Origin of the sequence: Stenotrophomonas sp. PAMC25021 (genome assembly GCF_004795795.1) — a bacterium.
Classification (GTDB): domain Bacteria; phylum Pseudomonadota; class Gammaproteobacteria; order Xanthomonadales; family Xanthomonadaceae; genus Stenotrophomonas; species Stenotrophomonas muris.
In genome coordinates this window covers 570,150-587,000 of record NZ_CP039255.1, presented here as the reverse complement: position 1 = coordinate 587,000, position 16,851 = coordinate 570,150, and the positions used below count along the sequence as shown (strand labels likewise).

At 67.4% G+C, this 16,851-nt stretch carries 15 protein-coding genes; 4 read left to right on the top strand and 11 right to left on the bottom strand.

The features are described from left to right. Window positions 1-103: 103 nt before the first annotated feature. Entirely contained in the window at window positions 104-976 is an 873-nt protein-coding gene (locus E5790_RS02840) for a DMT family transporter (protein ID WP_136191677.1), read from the top strand. A gap of 588 nt (window positions 977-1,564) precedes the next feature. Here E5790_RS02840 and E5790_RS02835 read toward each other — a convergent pair. Next, window positions 1,565-2,467: a peptidylprolyl isomerase gene (locus tag E5790_RS02835; protein WP_111206639.1), complete on the bottom strand. Its 903-nt coding sequence runs from the start codon at window positions 2,465-2,467 to the stop codon at window positions 1,565-1,567. 136 nt (window positions 2,468-2,603) lie between these two features. Between E5790_RS02835 and E5790_RS02830 the strand changes: the two genes are divergently transcribed. Together E5790_RS02830 and E5790_RS02825 are read left to right on the top strand one after the other, a co-directional pair. Continuing rightward, a complete protein-coding gene (locus E5790_RS02830) occupies window positions 2,604-2,969 on the top strand; it encodes a PadR family transcriptional regulator (protein WP_004150914.1) in 366 nt (121 codons plus the stop codon). Next, window positions 2,966-3,955 (top strand): sensor domain-containing protein, encoded by a 990-nt coding sequence (locus E5790_RS02825; RefSeq protein WP_014646483.1) that lies wholly within the window; start codon window positions 2,966-2,968, stop codon window positions 3,953-3,955. Before E5790_RS02830 ends, E5790_RS02825 begins: the two co-directional genes overlap by 4 nt. A 110-nt stretch (window positions 3,956-4,065) precedes the next feature. Here E5790_RS02825 and phaZ read toward each other — a convergent pair whose 3' ends face one another. Both phaZ and E5790_RS02815 read right to left on the bottom strand, forming a co-directional pair. Continuing rightward, window positions 4,066-5,373, bottom strand: a complete 1,308-nt coding sequence (gene phaZ, locus E5790_RS02820) for a polyhydroxyalkanoate depolymerase (protein WP_014646484.1) — start codon at window positions 5,371-5,373, stop codon at window positions 4,066-4,068. Between the two features lie 93 nt (window positions 5,374-5,466). Further along, the gene (locus E5790_RS02815; RefSeq protein WP_136191676.1) at window positions 5,467-6,057 is read right to left on the bottom strand and encodes a class I SAM-dependent methyltransferase; all 591 of its coding nucleotides are present in this window, start codon (window positions 6,055-6,057) and stop codon (window positions 5,467-5,469) included. A 149-nt stretch (window positions 6,058-6,206) separates the two neighbouring features. Between E5790_RS02815 and E5790_RS02810 the strand changes: the two genes are divergently transcribed. Then, the gene (locus E5790_RS02810; RefSeq protein ID WP_014646486.1) at window positions 6,207-6,662 is read left to right on the top strand and encodes a CopD family protein; all 456 of its coding nucleotides are present in this window, start codon (window positions 6,207-6,209) and stop codon (window positions 6,660-6,662) included. A gap of 139 nt (window positions 6,663-6,801) precedes the next feature. Here the strand turns inward: E5790_RS02810 and E5790_RS02805 are convergent, their stop codons facing one another. The 8 genes from E5790_RS02805 to lpxD all read right to left on the bottom strand — a co-directional run bounded on the left by E5790_RS02805 (window position 6,802) and on the right by lpxD (window position 16,834). Further along, window positions 6,802-7,761 carry an acetyl-CoA carboxylase carboxyltransferase subunit alpha gene (locus E5790_RS02805; protein ID WP_014646487.1) on the bottom strand — a complete coding sequence of 320 codons (960 nt, stop codon included), beginning with the start codon at window positions 7,759-7,761 and terminating at the stop codon, window positions 6,802-6,804. Window positions 7,762-7,874: 113 nt separating this feature from the next. Next, entirely contained in the window at window positions 7,875-8,744 is an 870-nt protein-coding gene (locus E5790_RS02800; protein ID WP_014646488.1) for a hypothetical protein, read from the bottom strand. A 64-nt stretch (window positions 8,745-8,808) separates the two neighbouring features. Then, on the bottom strand, window positions 8,809-12,399 hold the full coding sequence (gene dnaE, locus E5790_RS02795) for a DNA polymerase III subunit alpha (RefSeq protein WP_014646489.1): 3,591 nt from the start codon (window positions 12,397-12,399) through the stop codon (window positions 8,809-8,811). Window positions 12,400-12,636: 237 nt separating this feature from the next. Beyond that, the gene (locus E5790_RS02790) at window positions 12,637-13,296 is read right to left on the bottom strand and encodes a ribonuclease HII (RefSeq protein WP_111206641.1); all 660 of its coding nucleotides are present in this window, start codon (window positions 13,294-13,296) and stop codon (window positions 12,637-12,639) included. Next, window positions 13,293-14,495: a lipid-A-disaccharide synthase gene (lpxB, locus tag E5790_RS02785; RefSeq protein WP_134967132.1), complete on the bottom strand. Its 1,203-nt coding sequence runs from the start codon at window positions 14,493-14,495 to the stop codon at window positions 13,293-13,295. Before lpxB ends, E5790_RS02790 begins: the two co-directional genes overlap by 4 nt. Before the next feature lie 53 nt (window positions 14,496-14,548). Continuing rightward, window positions 14,549-15,340, bottom strand: coding sequence for an acyl-ACP--UDP-N-acetylglucosamine O-acyltransferase (gene lpxA, locus E5790_RS02780; protein WP_014646492.1), 792 nt, complete (start codon window positions 15,338-15,340; stop codon window positions 14,549-14,551). 16 nt (window positions 15,341-15,356) lie between these two features. Next, entirely contained in the window at window positions 15,357-15,815 is a 459-nt protein-coding gene (gene fabZ / locus E5790_RS02775) for a 3-hydroxyacyl-ACP dehydratase FabZ (RefSeq protein WP_005415845.1), read from the bottom strand. Next, window positions 15,812-16,834, bottom strand: coding sequence for a UDP-3-O-(3-hydroxymyristoyl)glucosamine N-acyltransferase (gene lpxD, locus E5790_RS02770; RefSeq protein ID WP_014646493.1), 1,023 nt, complete (start codon window positions 16,832-16,834; stop codon window positions 15,812-15,814). Before lpxD ends, fabZ begins: the two co-directional genes overlap by 4 nt. Between the last annotated feature and the right edge of the window lie 17 nt (window positions 16,835-16,851).

Genomic DNA, 16,851 nt, shown 5'->3' with positions numbered 1-16,851 from the left:
ACCATATTTGTGGCTGGCAGCGATACTACGCGCTTGTGCGGCAGGCGTCTGCGCCCGATCCTGTCTGCCTTGACGAGGAATTGACGATGGACGGAGGCGAGGCATGAATGCGGTCCCACAGGCAGCCGAGCGCGACTGGCGCACACCGCTGGAGTTGACCCTGCTGGGCGCCATCTGGGGCTGCTCGTTCCTGTTCATGCGGGTGGCGGTGCCGTCGTTCGGTCCGTTCGCGCTGGTCGAGGTGCGGCTGGTGCTGGGCGCGCTGGTGCTGCTGCCGTTCCTGTGGCGTGCCCGCGCGCAGTTCCCACCGCGGCGCTGGCTGTGGCTGGCACCGATCGGGCTGATCAACTCGGCGCTGCCGTTCGTGCTGTTCGCCTACGCGGCCGAGCGAGCCCCTGCGGCGATCGGCGCCATCTGCAATGCGATGACCGTGCTGTTCGCCGCGCTGATCGCCTTCCTGTTCTTCGGCGAGAAGATCGGCATGCGCCGTGCGGGCCCGCTGCTGGTCGGCTTCGCCGGCGTGGTGGTACTCGCCACGGCCAAGGTCTCGGGCCTGAGCATCGGCACTGCAGTGCTGGCTGGTGCCGCGGCTTCGTTGCTGTACGGCCTGGGCGTGAACCTGGTGAAGCGGCACATGACCGGCCTGCCCTCGGCGGCGGCCGCTGCTGCAACGCTGTCGTGTGCCTCGCTGTGGATGCTGCCGATGGCGGTGACCCACTGGCCGCAGGCGGCGATTCCGCTGAAGGCGTGGGGCGCGGCGATTGCCTTGGGCGTGGCCTGCACCGGGCTGGCGTTCCTGATGTTCTACCGCCTGATCGGTCGTATCGGCCCGTCGCGGGCGTCGACGGTGACCTACCTGATTCCGCTGTTCGGCGCGGCGTTTGCGTGGTTGTTCCTGGGTGAGCCGGTGACGTTGCAGATGTTGATTGCCGGTGTGTTGATTCTGGGCAGCGTGGCGGTGAGTCAGAAGGGCTGAGCGCGCCGACGCACTGGTAGTGCCGGGCGCTGCCCGGCAGCTCTTTTCCACGCCTGCGGAGAGGTGTCACTTTCTTTGCTCGTGCAAAGAAAGTAACCAAAGAAACACGCCGCCAGGCCGCGAGCCGGTGCTGCGCACCGGTGCCCTGCGCTCCTCGGCCCGTCGAGGGACGGCGCGGGAACTCGCTGCGCTCAGACACCCGCGCCTCTTCGCCCTCGCCAGACCTGCGGTGCTCGGCTCGCTCAAGGCGGACTGGAAGGTCAAGATCAACAGCAAAAGCATCCACGCATTGCGTGGATCTTCTGGATGCAGCTGTGGCCTTTGAACTGGGTCCGCCTTGAGCGACCCGAGCATCGCAGGGGAATCAGGGGCGAAGAGGTGCCGATGTCCTGTAGAGCCGACTGCTAGTCGGCTGCCTTGTGCACACCGTCCCCTGATTCACCGAGAAGCGCAGGGGACCGACGTGCGAAACACGGCGGCTCGCGACCTGGCGGCGCGTTTCTTTTGGTTACTTTTCTTTGCGTACAAAGAAAAGTAACGCCCATGAACAGTGAAGCACCTTCAGCACGCGTCACGCGCAGGAAACCATCAGCGCACCGGCACCGGAATATTGCACAGATCGATATGCCCGGCCGGACGCTTGTAGAAATCATCCACGCGGTTGCGCCGCGCCTCCACCGTATCGGCGAAGGTCTTCGAGTCGGTACGCAGTACCTGGATCGGCGTGCGCTCGGCTGCCGGCACGTCGCTGGCGCGGCGGATCGACACGATCGGCGTGCGCAGTGTCGGGTCGGTGTAGAAGCCCATCGGCGCCGGCCCGCGCGGCGTCGCGCTGAGCAGCTCCATGCCCTTCAGCACGCGACCGACCAGGGTGATGTTGCGGTCCAGTTGGCGCGGCGACTGTCCGGTCACCACGTACAGTTCGGCACCGATGCTGCTGTCTTCCTCGTTGCTGCGGCCCGCGCCCAGCATGCCGTAGCAATGTGCCAGCCAGGCCTTGCCGGCCTGCGGGTCCTGGCCGACCGGGAAGCCGTCGACAAAACCGGTCTGCGCGGCCCAGCCATCGCGGTCCGGCAGCACGGTGACCTTCAGGCCGGCGCTGGTGCGCTCGAACTCGGCCGGCAACTTGCGCGCGGCGCTGCCGAACGGCTTGGCCTTGGCTGCGTCATCGGCGTCGGCATCGCCGAACTGCACCACGAAGTTGTCCTGCGAGCGGTAGATGCTGGTGCCGTCCCAGAAGTGCTCGTGGGCGAAGGTCTGGATGTTGGCGACATGGCGCGGGGCGAACTGCGGGGCCAGCTCGATGATGACCCGACCGGCCGGCAGGTCCATGTACAGCAGGTTGGCCGGGTCCGGGGTGCGCCAGTCGCTGGCCGCCGAGGCGTCGAGGATCTGCTGAGGGCTGCGGTAGGGCGTGGCCGCGCTGGCCAGGGCGGGCAGCAGGCAGGCCAGGGCGAGGGCGGTCAGGGCAAGGCAACGGCGGTGCGGCATGGGAACCCCGGAACATGAACGAGGCTTCGATTCTGCGCGAGCCGCGCAGCGGCGCCAACCGGGAGAGTGACTAACGACACATTCGCTATACCGAACTTCGCACTACTGTGGACTTCAACGTAGTGGAGGGCCGGTCATGTCCGAGGACGATGTCCACCTGAAGAAGTTCCAGAAGGAACTCAGCGCCGGAACGGTGTCGCTGGCCCTGCTGGCGGTGCTGGCCCGGGCCGGGGAGCCGCTGTACGGCTACCTCATTGCCAAGGAGCTGGAGCGGGTGGGCGAGGGCGTGCTGAGCGGCAAGCAGAGCGCGCTGTACCCGGTACTGCGCAACCTGGAGGGCGCCGGCCTGCTGGAAAGCCATGTGGAACCTTCCAGCAGCGGGCCGCCGCGGCGCTACTACCGCATCAACGAACGTGGCCGCGAGGTGCTGGCGCAGTGGCGCCAGGCCTGGCAGGCCACCCGCGATTCCGTCGATTCCGTGTTGGAGGGGGTACCGCAATGAACGACCCGAGCCTGGCAGGCCGCGCCCTGCCCACGACCATCCCGCAGTACCTGGCGCAGCTGCGCGCGGCGCTGGAAGGTGCCGATCCGGCGATGGTGCAGGACGCGCTGTACGACGCCGAGGAATACCTGCGCTCGGAGCTGGCGGCGCAGCCCGGCCGCAGCGAGGCCGAGGTGATCGCCGACGTTGCCGGCAGCTATGGCGCGCCGGATGAAGTGGCCGACATCTACCGCGAGACCGAAGTGACGGTGAACCGCGCGCTGCGTACGCCGCGTGCGGATACCGCGCCGGTGCTGCGTGCAGCGGCGGAAGCCAGTGGCGTCGAGCCGGCCTCACCGCCGCAGGCGCCGGTGCAGCGTTCGCTGCTGGCGCGCTTCTTCGGCGTGGTGACCGATCCGCACACCTACGGTGCGCTGTTCTACATGCTGCTGTCGCTGGCCACCGGCATCTTCTTCTTCACCTGGGTGGTGACCGGCCTGTCATTGTCGCTGGGCCTGCTGATCCTGATCATCGGCATTCCGCTGACCGTGCTGTTCTTCGGCTCGGTGCGCGGGCTGGCGCTGCTGGAAGGACGGCTGGTGGAAGCGCTGCTGGGCGAGCGCATGCCGCGCCGCCCGCGTTACACCGACCGCAGCCGCACCTGGCTGCAGCGCATCGGCGACATGTTCACCGATGGCCGTACCTGGCTGACGCTGCTGTACTTCGTGCTGATGCTGCCGCTGGGCGTGATCTACTTCACCATCGCGGTGACGCTGCTGTCGCTGTCGCTGAGCCTGATCTGGGCGCCGGTCGCGGCGATCTTCAGTGGTGACATCCCCGGCGTGTACATCAACGACGTGAATGTGCTGCCGATGGCGGCCTCGCCGCTGGTGGCGATCGCGGTTGCTGCGGCGGGCGCACTGCTGCTGGTGCTGACGATGCACCTGGCACGCGGCATCGGCAAGCTGCATGGGCTGATTGCCAAGAACCTGCTGGTGCGGTTGTAACAGGCCAGGGGTCGGATCCCTGTTCGCAGAACAGGGCTCTGACCCCGGATCCCATCATGCTGGGGTCAGAGCCCTTTCCGTTGGAAAGGGATCCGACCCCGGGCGGGGCATTACCCCGCCTTGCGCCGCAACGGGGTGACGTTGCTCTTCTTCTTCGCGGCCTTCGCCGCCGGGGCTTCGGCATGCGCGGCGAAGAAGTCGCGCACCTTCGGGTACACCACCTCGCGCCAGCGACGGCCGCTGAAGATGCCGTAGTGGCCGGCACCTTCGACGATGAAATGCTCACGGCGGTCCGCAGTGATGCCGGTGCACAGCGCCTGCGCGGCTTCGGTTTGACCAAGGCCGGCGATGTCGTCCAGCTCGCCTTCGATGCTCAGCAGCGCGGTATCGCGGATCGCCGACGGATCGACCTTCTCGCCGTTGACCACCCACTCGCCACGCGGCAGCAGGAAGTCCTGGAACACCACGCGGATGGTATCGAGGTAGTACCTGGCCGGCATGTCCAGCACCGCGTTGTACTCGTCGTAGAAACGACGGTGCGCGTCGGCGTCTTCCAGGTCGCCCTTGACCAGGTCGGTGTAGAAATCCCAGTGCGAGCTGAAGTGGCGGCTCGGGTTCATCGACAGGAAGCCGGCGTGCTGCAGGAAGCCCGGGTACACGCGGCGGCCGGCACCCGGATAGCTGGCCGGCACGGTGTGGATGACGTTGTTCTCGAACCACGACAGCGGGTTCTGCGTGGCCAGGTTGTTCACTGCGGTCGGGCTGCAGCGCGCATCGATCGGGCCACCCATCATCACCAGCGTGCGCGGCGTCGGTTCACCACGGCTGGCCATCAGTGAAACCGCGGCCAGCACCGGTACGGTCGGCTGGCACACGCTCACCACGTGCAGGCGTTCGACGCCGAGGTGGCGGATGAACTCCTGGATGTAGGCGATGTAGTCATCCAGCCCGAACTCGCCTTCGCTGGCCGGCACCATGCGCGCGTCGACCCAGTCGGTGACGTACACGCGGTGGTCGCGCAGCAGCGTGCGCACGGTGTCGCGCAGCAGCGTGGCGTGGTGGCCGGACAGCGGCGCCACCACCAGCACGAACGGCTGGTTGAGCATGGTGTGCAGCTGGTCGGCTTCATTGCTGTGGCGCTTGAAGCGCAGCAGCTTGCAGAACGGCTTGCTCACTTCCTCGTGCACGACGATCGGCACGCGCTCGCCATCGACGTCGATTTCGTTGATGCCCCACTCGGGCTTCTCGTAATCCTTGCCGATGCGGTGGAAGAGTTCATTGACCGCCGCCAGGCGATCAGCGCCGGGCATCTGCGACCACCAGTGGCCCTGGTTGGCGAAGAACCTGGCGTTGGCCTGGGCCTGGTGCACCCAGGGGGCGAGCAGGTTGCGGGTCAGTTCGTGCAGTTGATAGAGCATGACGACCGAATATGTATGGTCATATGTTGCCGCGCAGCATATCCCATCCGGGTGTCCCGCAGGTTAAGTCGGCTGAAAATAATGAATCCGGATTCACATCCGTTCCAGCGCGGCCGCATCGCCCGCCAGGGCGGGACCGAGCCAGCAGTGCGACCCTACCGGCTGCAGGCCCTGGCGGGCCAGCGTGCGGCGGTACCAGCGCGCCGGTCGGGCCTGGAAGCCGTCGTGGTCGCGTTCGAACGCGTCCTCGGCGGCGAAGGTCTCCAGGAAGGCCACGCCGCCGGTCAGCTCGGCCACGCCGGCCAGTCCTGCACGCAGCTCGCGGTCGGGCACGTAGTGCATCACGTCCGAACACACCAGCAGGTCAACCGGGGCGCAGGGCCGCAGCCAGGCGAAGTCGCCGAAGCGGGCCAGGTGCAGGTTGCGGGTCCTGCCGTAGCGGCGCACAGCGTACTCGCTGCTGTCGAAGCCGAGATATTCGACCTTCGGACGCAGCTTCAGCAGCGGCGCGCGCCAGGCGCCTTCACCGCAGCCGATATCCAGCACGCTGCGGATCGGCCGCTCCAGGTAGTACTCGGCGCTGGCCACGGCCAACGCCACCTTGCGCGCCAGGCGGGCGCTGCCGCCGATGTCGGCACGGCGGTACCAGCGTTGGAAGTAGGCGGCGTCGTAGGTCTTGTCCATGGGGCGGTGCGCGATCGGGGAAAACGGCGCCTATCGTACGGTGTTGCGGCGCGCCATGCGTCGATGTGTCGCGGCGGGCGTGCCTGCGGCGGCTTCGCCACGGCATGCGAGAATGGCCGCCAACCTACGCCAGCCGCCGGAGCGAGCGCATGCAGAGCTACTACTGGGTCAAGACCTTCCACATCGTGTTCGTGGTGGCGTGGATGGCCACGGTGTTCTACCTGCCGCGCATCCTGGTGAACCTGGCCGAGACCGCGGGCCAGCCGGCGGTGACCGAGCGCCTGCAGCTGATGGGCCTGCGCCTGTACCGCTTCGGCCACTCGATGTTCGGCCTGGCGTTCCTGCTCGGCCTGGTGCTGTGGCTGGGCTACAAGGTCATCCCCGATTTCCCGACCATGGTGGCTCCGGGAGCTGCCGGCTGGCTGCACGCCAAGCTGGGGCTGGTGGTGGTGCTGCTGGTGTACTTCGGCTGGACCGGCCGCTTGCTCAAGGGCGTGGCCAAGGGCCGGGCACTGCCGTCGTCGCGCGCGCTGCGCTGGATCAACGAGATCCCGCTGCTGGCGTTCATTCCGATCGTGTGGCTGGTGCTGGCCAAGCCGTTCTGAGGCGGGGTCACCTGCGTCCGGTAGATCCACGCCATGCGTGGATGCTGTCAGGGCGCAAACGAAGGAGCCGGGCAAATGCCCGGCTCTTTCATTTCTGCAATCACCTCGTGTTGCCGGCCAGCGGCCGGCACTACCGGGCTTAGGCCGCTTCGTACGTGCCGTAACTGCGCAGGCGCGTGTAGCGCTGTTCCAGCAGCTGTTCGGTGGACAGCTTGTCCAGCGCGTCCAGTTCGTTCAGCAGCACGGCCTTCAGGCGCTTGGCCATCTGCGTCGGGTTGCGGTGGGCGCCACCGGTCGGCTCGCGCACGACCTTGTCGACCAGGCCCAGGCTCTTCAGGCGAGGCGCGGTCAGGCCCAGCTGTTCGGCCGCTTCCTTGGCCTTGCCCGCGTCCTTCCACAGGATCGAGGCGCAGCCTTCCGGGGTGATGGTCGAGTACACCGCGTATTCCAGCATCACGGTGCGGTCGCCCACACCCAGTGCCAACGCACCGCCGGAGCCGCCTTCACCGATCACGGTGCAGATGATCGGCACCTTCAGCTCGGCCATCTCGATCAGGTTGCGCGCGATCGCTTCGGACTGGCCGCGCGACTCGGCGTCGATGCCCGGCCAGGCGCCGGCGGTGTCGATCAGGGTCAGCACCGGCAGGCCGAAGCGCTCGGCCATCTTCATCAGGCGCAGTGCCTTGCGGTAACCCTCCGGCTTGGGCATGCCGAAGTTGCGCTTGATCTTTTCCTTGGTGTCGCGGCCCTTCTGGTGGCCGATCACCATTACCGCGCGGCCATTGATGCGGGCCAGGCCGCCCATGATCGCCTTGTCGTCGGCGAAGGCGCGGTCACCGGCCAGCTCCTGGAACTCATCGAACATGACGCGGAGGTAGTCGGCGGTGTACGGGCGCGACGGGTGGCGGGCCAGCTGCAGCACCTGCCACGAGGTCAGGTTGCGGAAGATCTGCGCGGTGCGCATGCGCAGCTTGTCCTGCAGCGCGTGCACTTCCGCCTCGACATTGACCGCCGGCCCGGCACTGGCGTTGCGCAGCTCCTGGATCTTGGCTTCCAGGTCGGCGATGGGTTGCTCGAAGTCGAGGTAGTTCGGATTCATCGGAAGCCGTCGTGTAAAGAAGGGGGGAATTCTAGCCGAATGCGTGCAAACCACCCGTACGCCTTCGTCTGGAAGGCGACGGTAGCGCAGCCGGGCAGGGGGCGCCAGTCAGCTCAGGGCACCACCAGGGCGCTGCGGCCCATCAACTGGCTGCGCTGGGAGACGAAGTCGTTGTAGGCCTCGTTGGCTTCCCGGCCAAGGCCGCTGCCCAGGGTGGCAGTGGCCGAGGTGAAGGCCATCTGTGCGGCGAAATCCTGCTTGCGCAGGGCCTTCTGTTCATCGGCGGTAGTGGCCTTCAGCCAGCGCGCATAGACCTCGCGCAGGGGCGCGGCGTGGGCCTCGAAGGCCGGCACCAGCGCCGGCAGGCTGGCCGGGGCCGGTTCCAGGCTGTAGGCCGGGGCCACGTAGCCACCTGGCTGTTCGCGCTTGAACGCGCCGGGCTCGCCCATGCCTTCTTCCACGTAAGCGATGAAGTCGGGAGCGGTGAACACCTTGGCCACGATCTGGCCGCCGCTGGAATCAACGTGGGCCACCACCTTTTCCTTGGGGAAGGGTTCGCGCACGCCGTAGGTCCAGGTCTTGTCGATGAACAGGTCGTGGCGCTTCTCGAACGGGCCTTCGAAGTCGACGCCGCCGAGCTGGATACCGCTGTTGCCGACGCCGAAGTTCTTCACCTTGCTCTCGTCGGTGACGTAGATCTCGCGGGCGATCACGTACTCGCTGAGGGTCGGATTGATCAGCCCGCCACGACCGTCGACGTAGACGATGAAGCGCACATCACCGAGCTTGTCGGTATGCAGGCGATGCTCGCCGACAGCGAGCGAGACCGGGCGCGAGCCCTGTGCGGCCACCGGCAGGTCCTGGCCGTCGATGCTCAACGCCAGCGGCGTGTCGGTCGGGTTGTCGATCTGGAACTCGATCTTCGACGGGGAGCAGGCGGCCAGGGCCAGTGCGGCAGCGAACGGGAACAGCAGGGTCTTCATCGGCAATCGTCCTTGATACTTGGAACGGGGAAACAGGGGAGACAGGACCGTGAGGGAGCCAGCCTCAGCTGGCCCATGGCGGGCTGTAGCGCACCTTCAGCGTGCGCACGGCCGGGTCGGCGCGCAGCGCCTCCATCAGCTTGGAATCGATGCGTACCGCGCTCTGCCCGGACACATCGAGCATGCCGGCGACGCCGCCGTGCGGCCCCTTCAGCAGCAGGTCCAGGCGCAGTGGCGTCCGTCCCGGGCGATGGCGGTCGAGCAGCGCATCGATGCGCTCCCAGACCGGGCGCTGCTGGCGCAGGTCCAGGCGCAGCGACAGCCGCGTGGCGTAGTTGGCGCAGACCTCATCGAAGTCCCAGCACTGGCGGATGCGCAGCGCGAAGCCGCCGTTGAACTCGTCCTCGCGCAGGCCGCCCTTGACCACCAGGATGCGGTCCTTGGTCATCAGGTGGCCGAACTCGGCCATCGCGTCGGAGAACGCGCTGCACTCGACGCGGCCACGTCCGTCCTCAAGCTGGATGAAGATCTGGCTCTCGCCCTTGCGGCGCACGCCGACCACCTGGCCGGCCAGCACCGTCTGCACTTCCGGGCGCCAGCGCTTTTCGCCGCCGCCGCCACCACCGCTGTTGGCGCTCCAGATCTTCTCCACCGAACCCAGGTCGTTGCCGACCAGGTCGCGCACATCGTCGCGCCAGGGATCGAACGGGTGGCCACTGAGATAGAAGCCCAGCGTGTCGCGCTCGCCGTTCAGGCGCTGCAGCAGCGGCCACTCCTCGGCTTCGGGCAGGTCCAGCTGGATCGTGGTCGCGCTCGGGTCCGGGCCACCGAACAGCGAGTTCTGTCCCGAAGCCCGCTCGCGGGCCATCTGGTCGGTAGCCTTGATCACCTCCGGCAGCTGCAGCATCAGCGAGGCACGGTTGCGGCCGAGCTCGTCCAACGCACCACAGTTGATCATCGCTTCCAGCGTGCGCCTGTTGAGCTTGGCCGAACCAACGCGCGTGCAGAAGTCGAGCAGGTCCTTGAACGGGCCGCCCTTCAGCCGCTCCTCGACCACCGCCTCGCAGGCACCCTGGCCGACGCCCTTGATCGCCCCGAGGCCGTACTGGATGGTGTCCGGCGTCACCGCTTCGAACATGAAGGCCGACTGGTTCACCTTGGGCGGCAGCACGGTCAGGCCGAGGTTGCGCACCTCGTCGAGGAAGCCGACCACTTTGTCGGTGTTGTCCAGATCGGACGACAGCGTGGCCGCCATGAACTCAGCCGGGTAATGGCGTTTCAGCCAGGCGGTCTGGTAACTGACCAGCGCGTAGGCAGCGGCGTGCGACTTGTTGAAGCCGTAGCCGGCGAACTTCTCCATCAGGTCGAAGATTTCGTCGGCCTTGGGGCCATCGACGCCGCCCTTGGCTGCACCTTCGCGGAAGATCTCGCGGTGCTTGGCCATTTCGGCCGGCACCTTCTTGCCCATCGCGCGGCGCAGCAGGTCGGCGCCGCCCAGCGAGTAGCCGCCGACGATCTGCGCCATCTGCATGACCTGCTCCTGGTACACCATGATGCCGTAGGTGTCCTTCAGGATGGCTTCGGTGCGCGGATCGGGATAGATGATCTCTTCCTGGCCGTGCTTGCGCGCATTGAAGGAGGGAATCAGGTCCATCGGGCCGGGGCGGTACAGCGACACCAGCGCGATCAGGTCTTCGAAACGGTCGGGGCGCGCGTCCTTCAGCAGGCGGCGCATGCCGGAGGATTCGAACTGGAACACCGCGCCGGTATTGCCGTTGGCGAAGATGTCCCTGTAGGTGGGCGTGTCGTCCAGCGGAATCGCGGCGATGTCCACCGGCGGGATGCCGGCGCGCTCATGGCGCTTGTTGATCGCCTTCACCGCCCAGTCGATGATGGTCAGTGTGCGCAGGCCCAGGAAGTCGAACTTCACCAGGCCCACTTCTTCCACGTCGTTCTTGTCGAACTGGGTGACCGGGTTCTTGCCGAGGCCGTTCTCGTCGTGTTCGGCGTACAGCGGGCAGAACTCGCTCAGAGGCTCGGGCCCGATCACCACGCCACCGGCGTGCTTGCCGGCGTTGCGGGTCAGGTCTTCCAGCTGCAGCGCCAGGTCGATCAGGTCGCGGACATCGTCCTCGGTCTCGTAGCGCTGGATCAGTTCGGCCGACGCCATCTCAGAGCTCGGGCCTTCCTTGCCCTTGCCCAGCGCATCTTTCAGGTGGATGCCCAGAATGTTCGGGATCAGCTTGGAGACGCCGTCGACCAGGCCGTACGGGAAGCCGAGCACGCGGCCGGAGTCGCGCACCACCGCCTTGGCGGCCATGGTGCCGTAGGTGATGATCTGGCTGACGCGCTCGCGCCCGTACTTGCGGGCGACGTAGTCGATCACCTCGTCGCGGCGGTCCATGCAGAAGTCGATGTCGAAGTCGGGCATCGACACGCGTTCCGGGTTCAGGAAGCGCTCGAACAGCAGGTTGTACGGCAGCGGGTCCAGATCGGTGATCTTCAGCGCCCACGCCACCAGCGAACCGGCACCCGAACCACGGCCGGGGCCGATCGGAATACCCTGGTTCTTGCCCCACTGGATGAAGTCGGCCACGATCAGGAAGTAGCCCGGGAAGCCCATCTTGATGATGGTGTTGAGCTCGAATTCCAGGCGCTCGAAATACTCTTCGCGGGTCTTGCCCGGCGCCAGCGGATTCTTCTCCAGGCGCTCTTCCAGGCCATCGCGCGACATCTTCTGGATCCAGGTGTCCAGCGTCTCGTCGTCCGGCACCGGGTAGTTGGGCAGGAAGTAGGTGCCCAGCCGCATCTCGATGTTGCAGCGCTCGGCCAGCGCCAGCGTGTTGTCGATCGCATCGGGGATGTCGGCGAACAGCGCGCACATCTCCTCGGCCGACTTCAGGTACTGCTGGTCGCTGTATTCGCGCGGGCGCTTGGGGTCGTCCAGCACGCGGCCGGTGGAAATGCACACGCGCGCTTCGTGCGCGCTGAAGTCCGACGGCGACAGGAAGCGCACGTCGTTGCTGGCCACCACCGGCAGGCCACGCTGGCCGGCGGCCATCAGCGCGAACTGGTTGAAGGTTTCCTCGCCCTCGCGGCCGGTGCGGGTCAGCTCCAGGTGCAGGCCATCGCCGAACACGCGCTGCCAGTCGGCCAGCTGCTGCTCGGCCAGTTCATGCTTGCCGTCCAGCGCCAGGCGCCCGGCCAGGCTCTGCCGCCCGGCCAATGCGAACAGGTTGGCGTTGCCGGCCTTCAGCCAGTCCGGGTGCACGGCCACGCCGCCCTCGGGGCGATGGCCTTCCATCCAGGCGCGGGTCAGCAGCCGCGACAGGCTCAGGTAACCCTCGCGGTCGCGGCACAGCAGGGTCATCCGCCACGGGTCCTGGCCTTCCTCGGCGATCAGCACGTCGGCACCGGCGATCGGCTTGATGCCCACGCCTTCGGCGGCCTTGTAGAACTTGACCAGGGCGAACAGGTTGTTGAGGTCGGTCACCGCCAGCGCGGGCAGGCCGAGTTCGACCGAGCGCGACAGCAGGTTGGCCTGCTTGGCCTTCTTCGGGTCCGCCTGGTCCGGTTTGGCCGGCACACGGATGGTGGAGTCCGCCAGCGAGAACTCGGTGTGGACGTGGAGATGTACGAAGCGGGAGTTGGACATGCCGGACCAGGTTGGAGCGCGCGGGCCCCGGGTGCTGACGGACGATCGTCGCCGGGGTCGGGAAGCGCTGGAATGCCCGGTCAGGGTAGCGAGGGCAGGGGGTTGCCACAAGGCTTGACAGGGGCACGGCGTGGCGCCGGATTCAGGCGTGCGGGAGGCCGCCTTCTGTAGAGCCGAGCCCATGCTCGGCTGTCCACAGCAGCCGAGCATGGGCTCGGCTCTACAACTCCAGCAGGCTCAGGCGATGGCCGCCGCCTGCGTCAGGCCCAGGCACTCACGCACCGGGGCGAAGCTGCGCCGGTGTTCCATGCAGGGGCCGTGCTCGCGCAGGGCGGCCAGGTGGGCCGGGGTGCCATAGCCCTTGTGCTGTTCGAAGCCGTACTGCGGGTGGCGGGTATGCACGACCTGCATGTAACGGTCGCGCGAGACCTTGGCCAGGATCGAGGCGGCCATGATCGCGCGGTCGATGCCATCGCCGCCGACCAGCGCCTGCGCCGGCAGCACCAGGCCCTTGGGCACCACGTTGCCATCGATGCGGGCGAAGCCGGCCACATGGGCAACCGCTGCAACAACGTCACGCATGCCCTGCAGGGTGGCCTGGTAGATGTTCAGGCGGTCGATGGTGTCCACGTCCACCAGCACCACGTGCCAGGCCAGGGCACGCTCGATGATGCGGTCATGCAGCTGTTCGCGGCGGGCCGCCGTCAACTGCTTGGAATCGTCCAGGCCGTTGATGCGTGGCCGTGACGGATCGAATACCACCGCCGCCACCGCCACCGGCCCGGCCAGCGGGCCACGTCCGGCCTCGTCGACGCCAGCGACCAGGCGTTCCGGCTCGACCACCGTCGCGCCGTCGAACAGGGCCAGGCTGGCCGCTGCGGCGTGACGGCGGCTCATGCCTGCGCCTGGTCGCGCATCAGCAGTTCGCCGACGGCATCGGCGGCACGCGCCGAAGCATTGCGGCGCAGGCGCTCGTGCAGTCGCACGTACGTGTCCTGCAGGTCGATCACCCGCTGCGGGTGGTCGAACCATTGCTGGATGGCCGCGGCCAGCCTGTCCGGCGTGCAGTCGTGCTGCATCAGCTCCGGCGCCAGGTCCTGGCCGGCCAGGATGTTGGGCAGGGCGAAGCGGTCGACCTTGATCAGGCCCAGCGCCTTGACCAGGCGATAGGTCAGTTCGTTGACGCGGTAACCGACGACCATCGGCCGCTTCACCAGCATGGCTTCCAGGGTCGCGGTGCCGGAGGCCAGCACCACCACGTCGGCGGCGATCATCGCGTTGCGCGCCTGGCCATCCAGCACGTGCGAGTAGGCCACCGGCAATGCCGAGCGCGACAGCTGTTCTTCGATCAGCTGCCGGCAGGCCGGGTTGGCGGCAGGCACCACCACATGCAGGCCCGGAATGCGTTCAGAGACCTGCCAGGCGGCTTCGAAGAAGGGTTCGCCCAGGCGCGAGATCTCGCCCAGGCGGCTGCCCGGCAACACCGCCAGCACCTTGGCCGAGGTCGGCAGCCCGAGCGCGGCACGGGCTTCCTCGCGGTTGCCCTGCAGCGGAATGTCATCGGCCATCGGGTGGCCGACGAAGCGTGCGTCGATGCCGTGCCTGGCATAGATCGGCGGTTCCATCGGGAACAGGCACAGCACCAGGTCCGCGCTGCTGCCGATCTTCTCGGCGCGCTTCTCGCGCCAGGCCCAGACCGAGGGACTGACGTAATGCACGGTGCGCACGCCGCGTTGCTTCAGCCAGCGCTCGATGCCCAGGTTGAAGTCGGGTGCGTCGATGCCGATGAACACGTCCGGCTGCCATTCCAGGGCGCGCTGGCGGAACGCCGAGCGCAGCTTGAGCAGCCGCGGCAGGTGGCGCAGCACTTCGGTCAGGCCCATCACCGCCAGCTCGCTGGCATCGTGCCAGGTCTGGCAGCCGGCGCTGCGCATGGCATCGCCGCCAATGCCGGCGAACTCGGCATTCGGGAAGCGCGCCTTCAGTTCACGCACCAGGCCCGCACCGAGCAGGTCGCCGGACGCTTCGCCGGCAACCAGCGCGATCCGCAACGGGCGCTCGCTGAGCACCCGCTGTGCGGGAACGCTGCCGGCCATCGAGGCCAACGGAATCACCGCGGCGCCGGCCGCCGCCTGGCCGGTCGTGCTGCTCATCGCAGCAAGGGCCTCTCGGCGTGCTCGATGAAGTCCAGCATGGCCTTCACGTCATTGCTGTCACGCGCCTGTTCGGTCAGCTGCTGCTTGGCTTCGGCCAACGGCAGGCCGGCCACGTACAGCGTGCGGTAGGCCCGCTTGATGGCCGAGATGCGGTCGGCGTCGAAGCCGCGGCGCTTCAGGCCTTCGCTGTTGATGCCGCGCGGGCGGCCCAGCGAATCGGTACCGACCATGGTGAACGGCGGTACATCGCCATTGGTCAGCGCGCCCATGCCGAGGAAGGCATGCGCACCGATGCGGCAGAACTGGTGGGCACCGGCGAAGCCGCTGATGATCACGTAGTCGCCCACGGTCACGTGGCCGGCCAGGGTGGTGTTGTTGGAGAACACGCAGAAATTGCCGACATGGCAGTCGTGCGCCACGTGCGTGTAGGCCAGCATCCAGTTGTCGTTGCCGATGGTGGTGATGCCGCCGCCGCCGCCGGTGCCACGGTTGAGCGTGACGAACTCGCGGAACACGTTGCGGTCGCCGATCACCAGTTCGGTGCGCTCACCGGCGAACTTCTTGTCCTGCGGCTCGCCACCGATCGCGGCGTGGCCGACGAAGCGGTTGTCGCGGCCGATCCGGGTCGGGCCGTGGATGCTGCAATGGGGGCCCACCACCGTGCCGGCGCCGATTTCAACATCGGGGCCGATCAGGGTGAAGGCGCCCACCTGCACATCGTCGGCCAGGCGCGCGGCCGGATCGATGACGGCGGTGGGGTGGATCCGCGGTGCGTTGTCAGTCATTGCTGCCTCCAGTGGATCAGCCCTTGGCGCCGGCGCACATGACCTCGGCCGACGCGACGACTTCGCCGTTGACCTTGGCTTCGCCGTAGTACCAGCCCATGTTGCGGATCAGGCGCTTCATCTGCACGTCCAGCATCAGCACGTCGCCGGGCACGACCTGCTTGTTGAAGCGGGCGTTTTCCACCTTGACCATGTAGAACAGCTTGGACTGCGCATCGCGGCCGAGCGTGAGCTGGGTCATGACGCCGCCGGCCTGCGCCAGCGCTTCGATGATCAGCACGCCGGGCATGATCGGGCGGCCCGGGAAGTGGCCCTGGAAGAACGGCTCGTTGATGCTGACGTTCTTCTGCGCCAGGATGCGCTTGGCCTCGACGTCGAGTTCAAGCACCCGGTCCACCAGCAGGAACGGGTAGCGGTGCGGAAGCAGTTCCTGGATCTGGCAGACATCGATCGGAAGCTGCAGCGAATCGTTCATTCTTTCTCCTTGCCAGCAGCCAGGACGCGGCGAGCCAATGCGTCCAGCTGCTTGAAGCGCGCGGCGTTCTTGCGCCACGTGCGGTTGTCGGTCAACGGGGTGCCGGACGAGTACTCGCCTGGCTCATGGATGGAGTTGCGGACCACCGACTTGCCGGTGATCACGACCTTGTCACAGATTTCGAGGTGGCCGACCACGCCAACGTGGCCGCCAAGCAGGCAGTAGCGGCCGATCTTGGCGCTGCCGGCGATGCCGGTGCAGCCGGCGATGGCCGAATGCGCGCCGATCTGCACGTTGTGGGCGATCTGCACCAGGTTGTCCAGGCGCACATCCTCGTCCAGCACGGTGTCTTCCAGCGCGCCGCGGTCGACGCAGGTATTGGCGCCGATCTCGCAATCGTCGCCGATGCGGACGCCGCCGAGCTGCGGCACCTTGATCCACTTGCCAGCGTCCATCGCCAGGCCGAAACCGTCGGCGCCGAGCACGGCACCGGGATGCACGCGCACGCGCTTGCCCAGCGTGACCCGGGTGACCAGGGTCACGCGGGCGATCAGTTCACAGCCGGCATCCAGGCTGCAGTCCTCGCCGATCACGCTGCCGGTGCCGATGATGCAGTTCTCGCCGACCACGCTGCGCGCACCGACCGAAACGAACGGGCCGATATGGGCGCTGGCGGCCACCTGGGCGCTGGGGTCGATGACGGCGCTGGGGTGGATGCCCGGCGGGCGGGTCGGCGCGATGTCGAACAGCGCGGCGATCTTGGCGAACGCGGTGTACGGGTCCTTGGCGACGAGCGCAGTGCCCGGGGCGGCCTCGGCGTCGTCGGCACGCAGGACCACCAGCGAGGCCTGGCTGTCGGCCAGCTGGGCGCGGTAGCGCGGGTTGGCAAGGAAGGTCAGCTGGCCAGGGCCGGCATGGGCGAGGGTGGCCACGCCATGGATGGCGGTGGCGGGGTCGCCATGGACCTGCAGGCCGAACTGCTCGGCGAGTTGCTGGGCGGTGTAGGTGGGAGTATTCACGGCGGGAGTTTAACGTG

Coding starts and splice junctions, on each gene's coding strand:
- E5790_RS02840 (WP_136191677.1), top strand. CDS start 104: ATGAATGCGGTCCCACAGGCAGCCGAGCGCGACTGGCGCACACCGCTG.
- E5790_RS02835 (WP_111206639.1), bottom strand. CDS start 2,467: ATGCCGCACCGCCGTTGCCTTGCCCTGACCGCCCTCGCCCTGGCCTGC.
- E5790_RS02830 (WP_004150914.1), top strand. CDS start 2,604: ATGTCCGAGGACGATGTCCACCTGAAGAAGTTCCAGAAGGAACTCAGC.
- E5790_RS02825 (WP_014646483.1), top strand. CDS start 2,966: ATGAACGACCCGAGCCTGGCAGGCCGCGCCCTGCCCACGACCATCCCG.
- phaZ (WP_014646484.1), bottom strand. CDS start 5,373: ATGCTCTATCAACTGCACGAACTGACCCGCAACCTGCTCGCCCCCTGG.
- E5790_RS02815 (WP_136191676.1), bottom strand. CDS start 6,057: ATGGACAAGACCTACGACGCCGCCTACTTCCAACGCTGGTACCGCCGT.
- E5790_RS02810 (WP_014646486.1), top strand. CDS start 6,207: ATGCAGAGCTACTACTGGGTCAAGACCTTCCACATCGTGTTCGTGGTG.
- E5790_RS02805 (WP_014646487.1), bottom strand. CDS start 7,761: ATGAATCCGAACTACCTCGACTTCGAGCAACCCATCGCCGACCTGGAA.
- E5790_RS02800 (WP_014646488.1), bottom strand. CDS start 8,744: ATGAAGACCCTGCTGTTCCCGTTCGCTGCCGCACTGGCCCTGGCCGCC.
- dnaE (WP_014646489.1), bottom strand. CDS start 12,399: ATGTCCAACTCCCGCTTCGTACATCTCCACGTCCACACCGAGTTCTCG.
- E5790_RS02790 (WP_111206641.1), bottom strand. CDS start 13,296: ATGAGCCGCCGTCACGCCGCAGCGGCCAGCCTGGCCCTGTTCGACGGC.
- lpxB (WP_134967132.1), bottom strand. CDS start 14,495: ATGGCCGGCAGCGTTCCCGCACAGCGGGTGCTCAGCGAGCGCCCGTTG.
- lpxA (WP_014646492.1), bottom strand. CDS start 15,340: ATGACTGACAACGCACCGCGGATCCACCCCACCGCCGTCATCGATCCG.
- fabZ (WP_005415845.1), bottom strand. CDS start 15,815: ATGAACGATTCGCTGCAGCTTCCGATCGATGTCTGCCAGATCCAGGAA.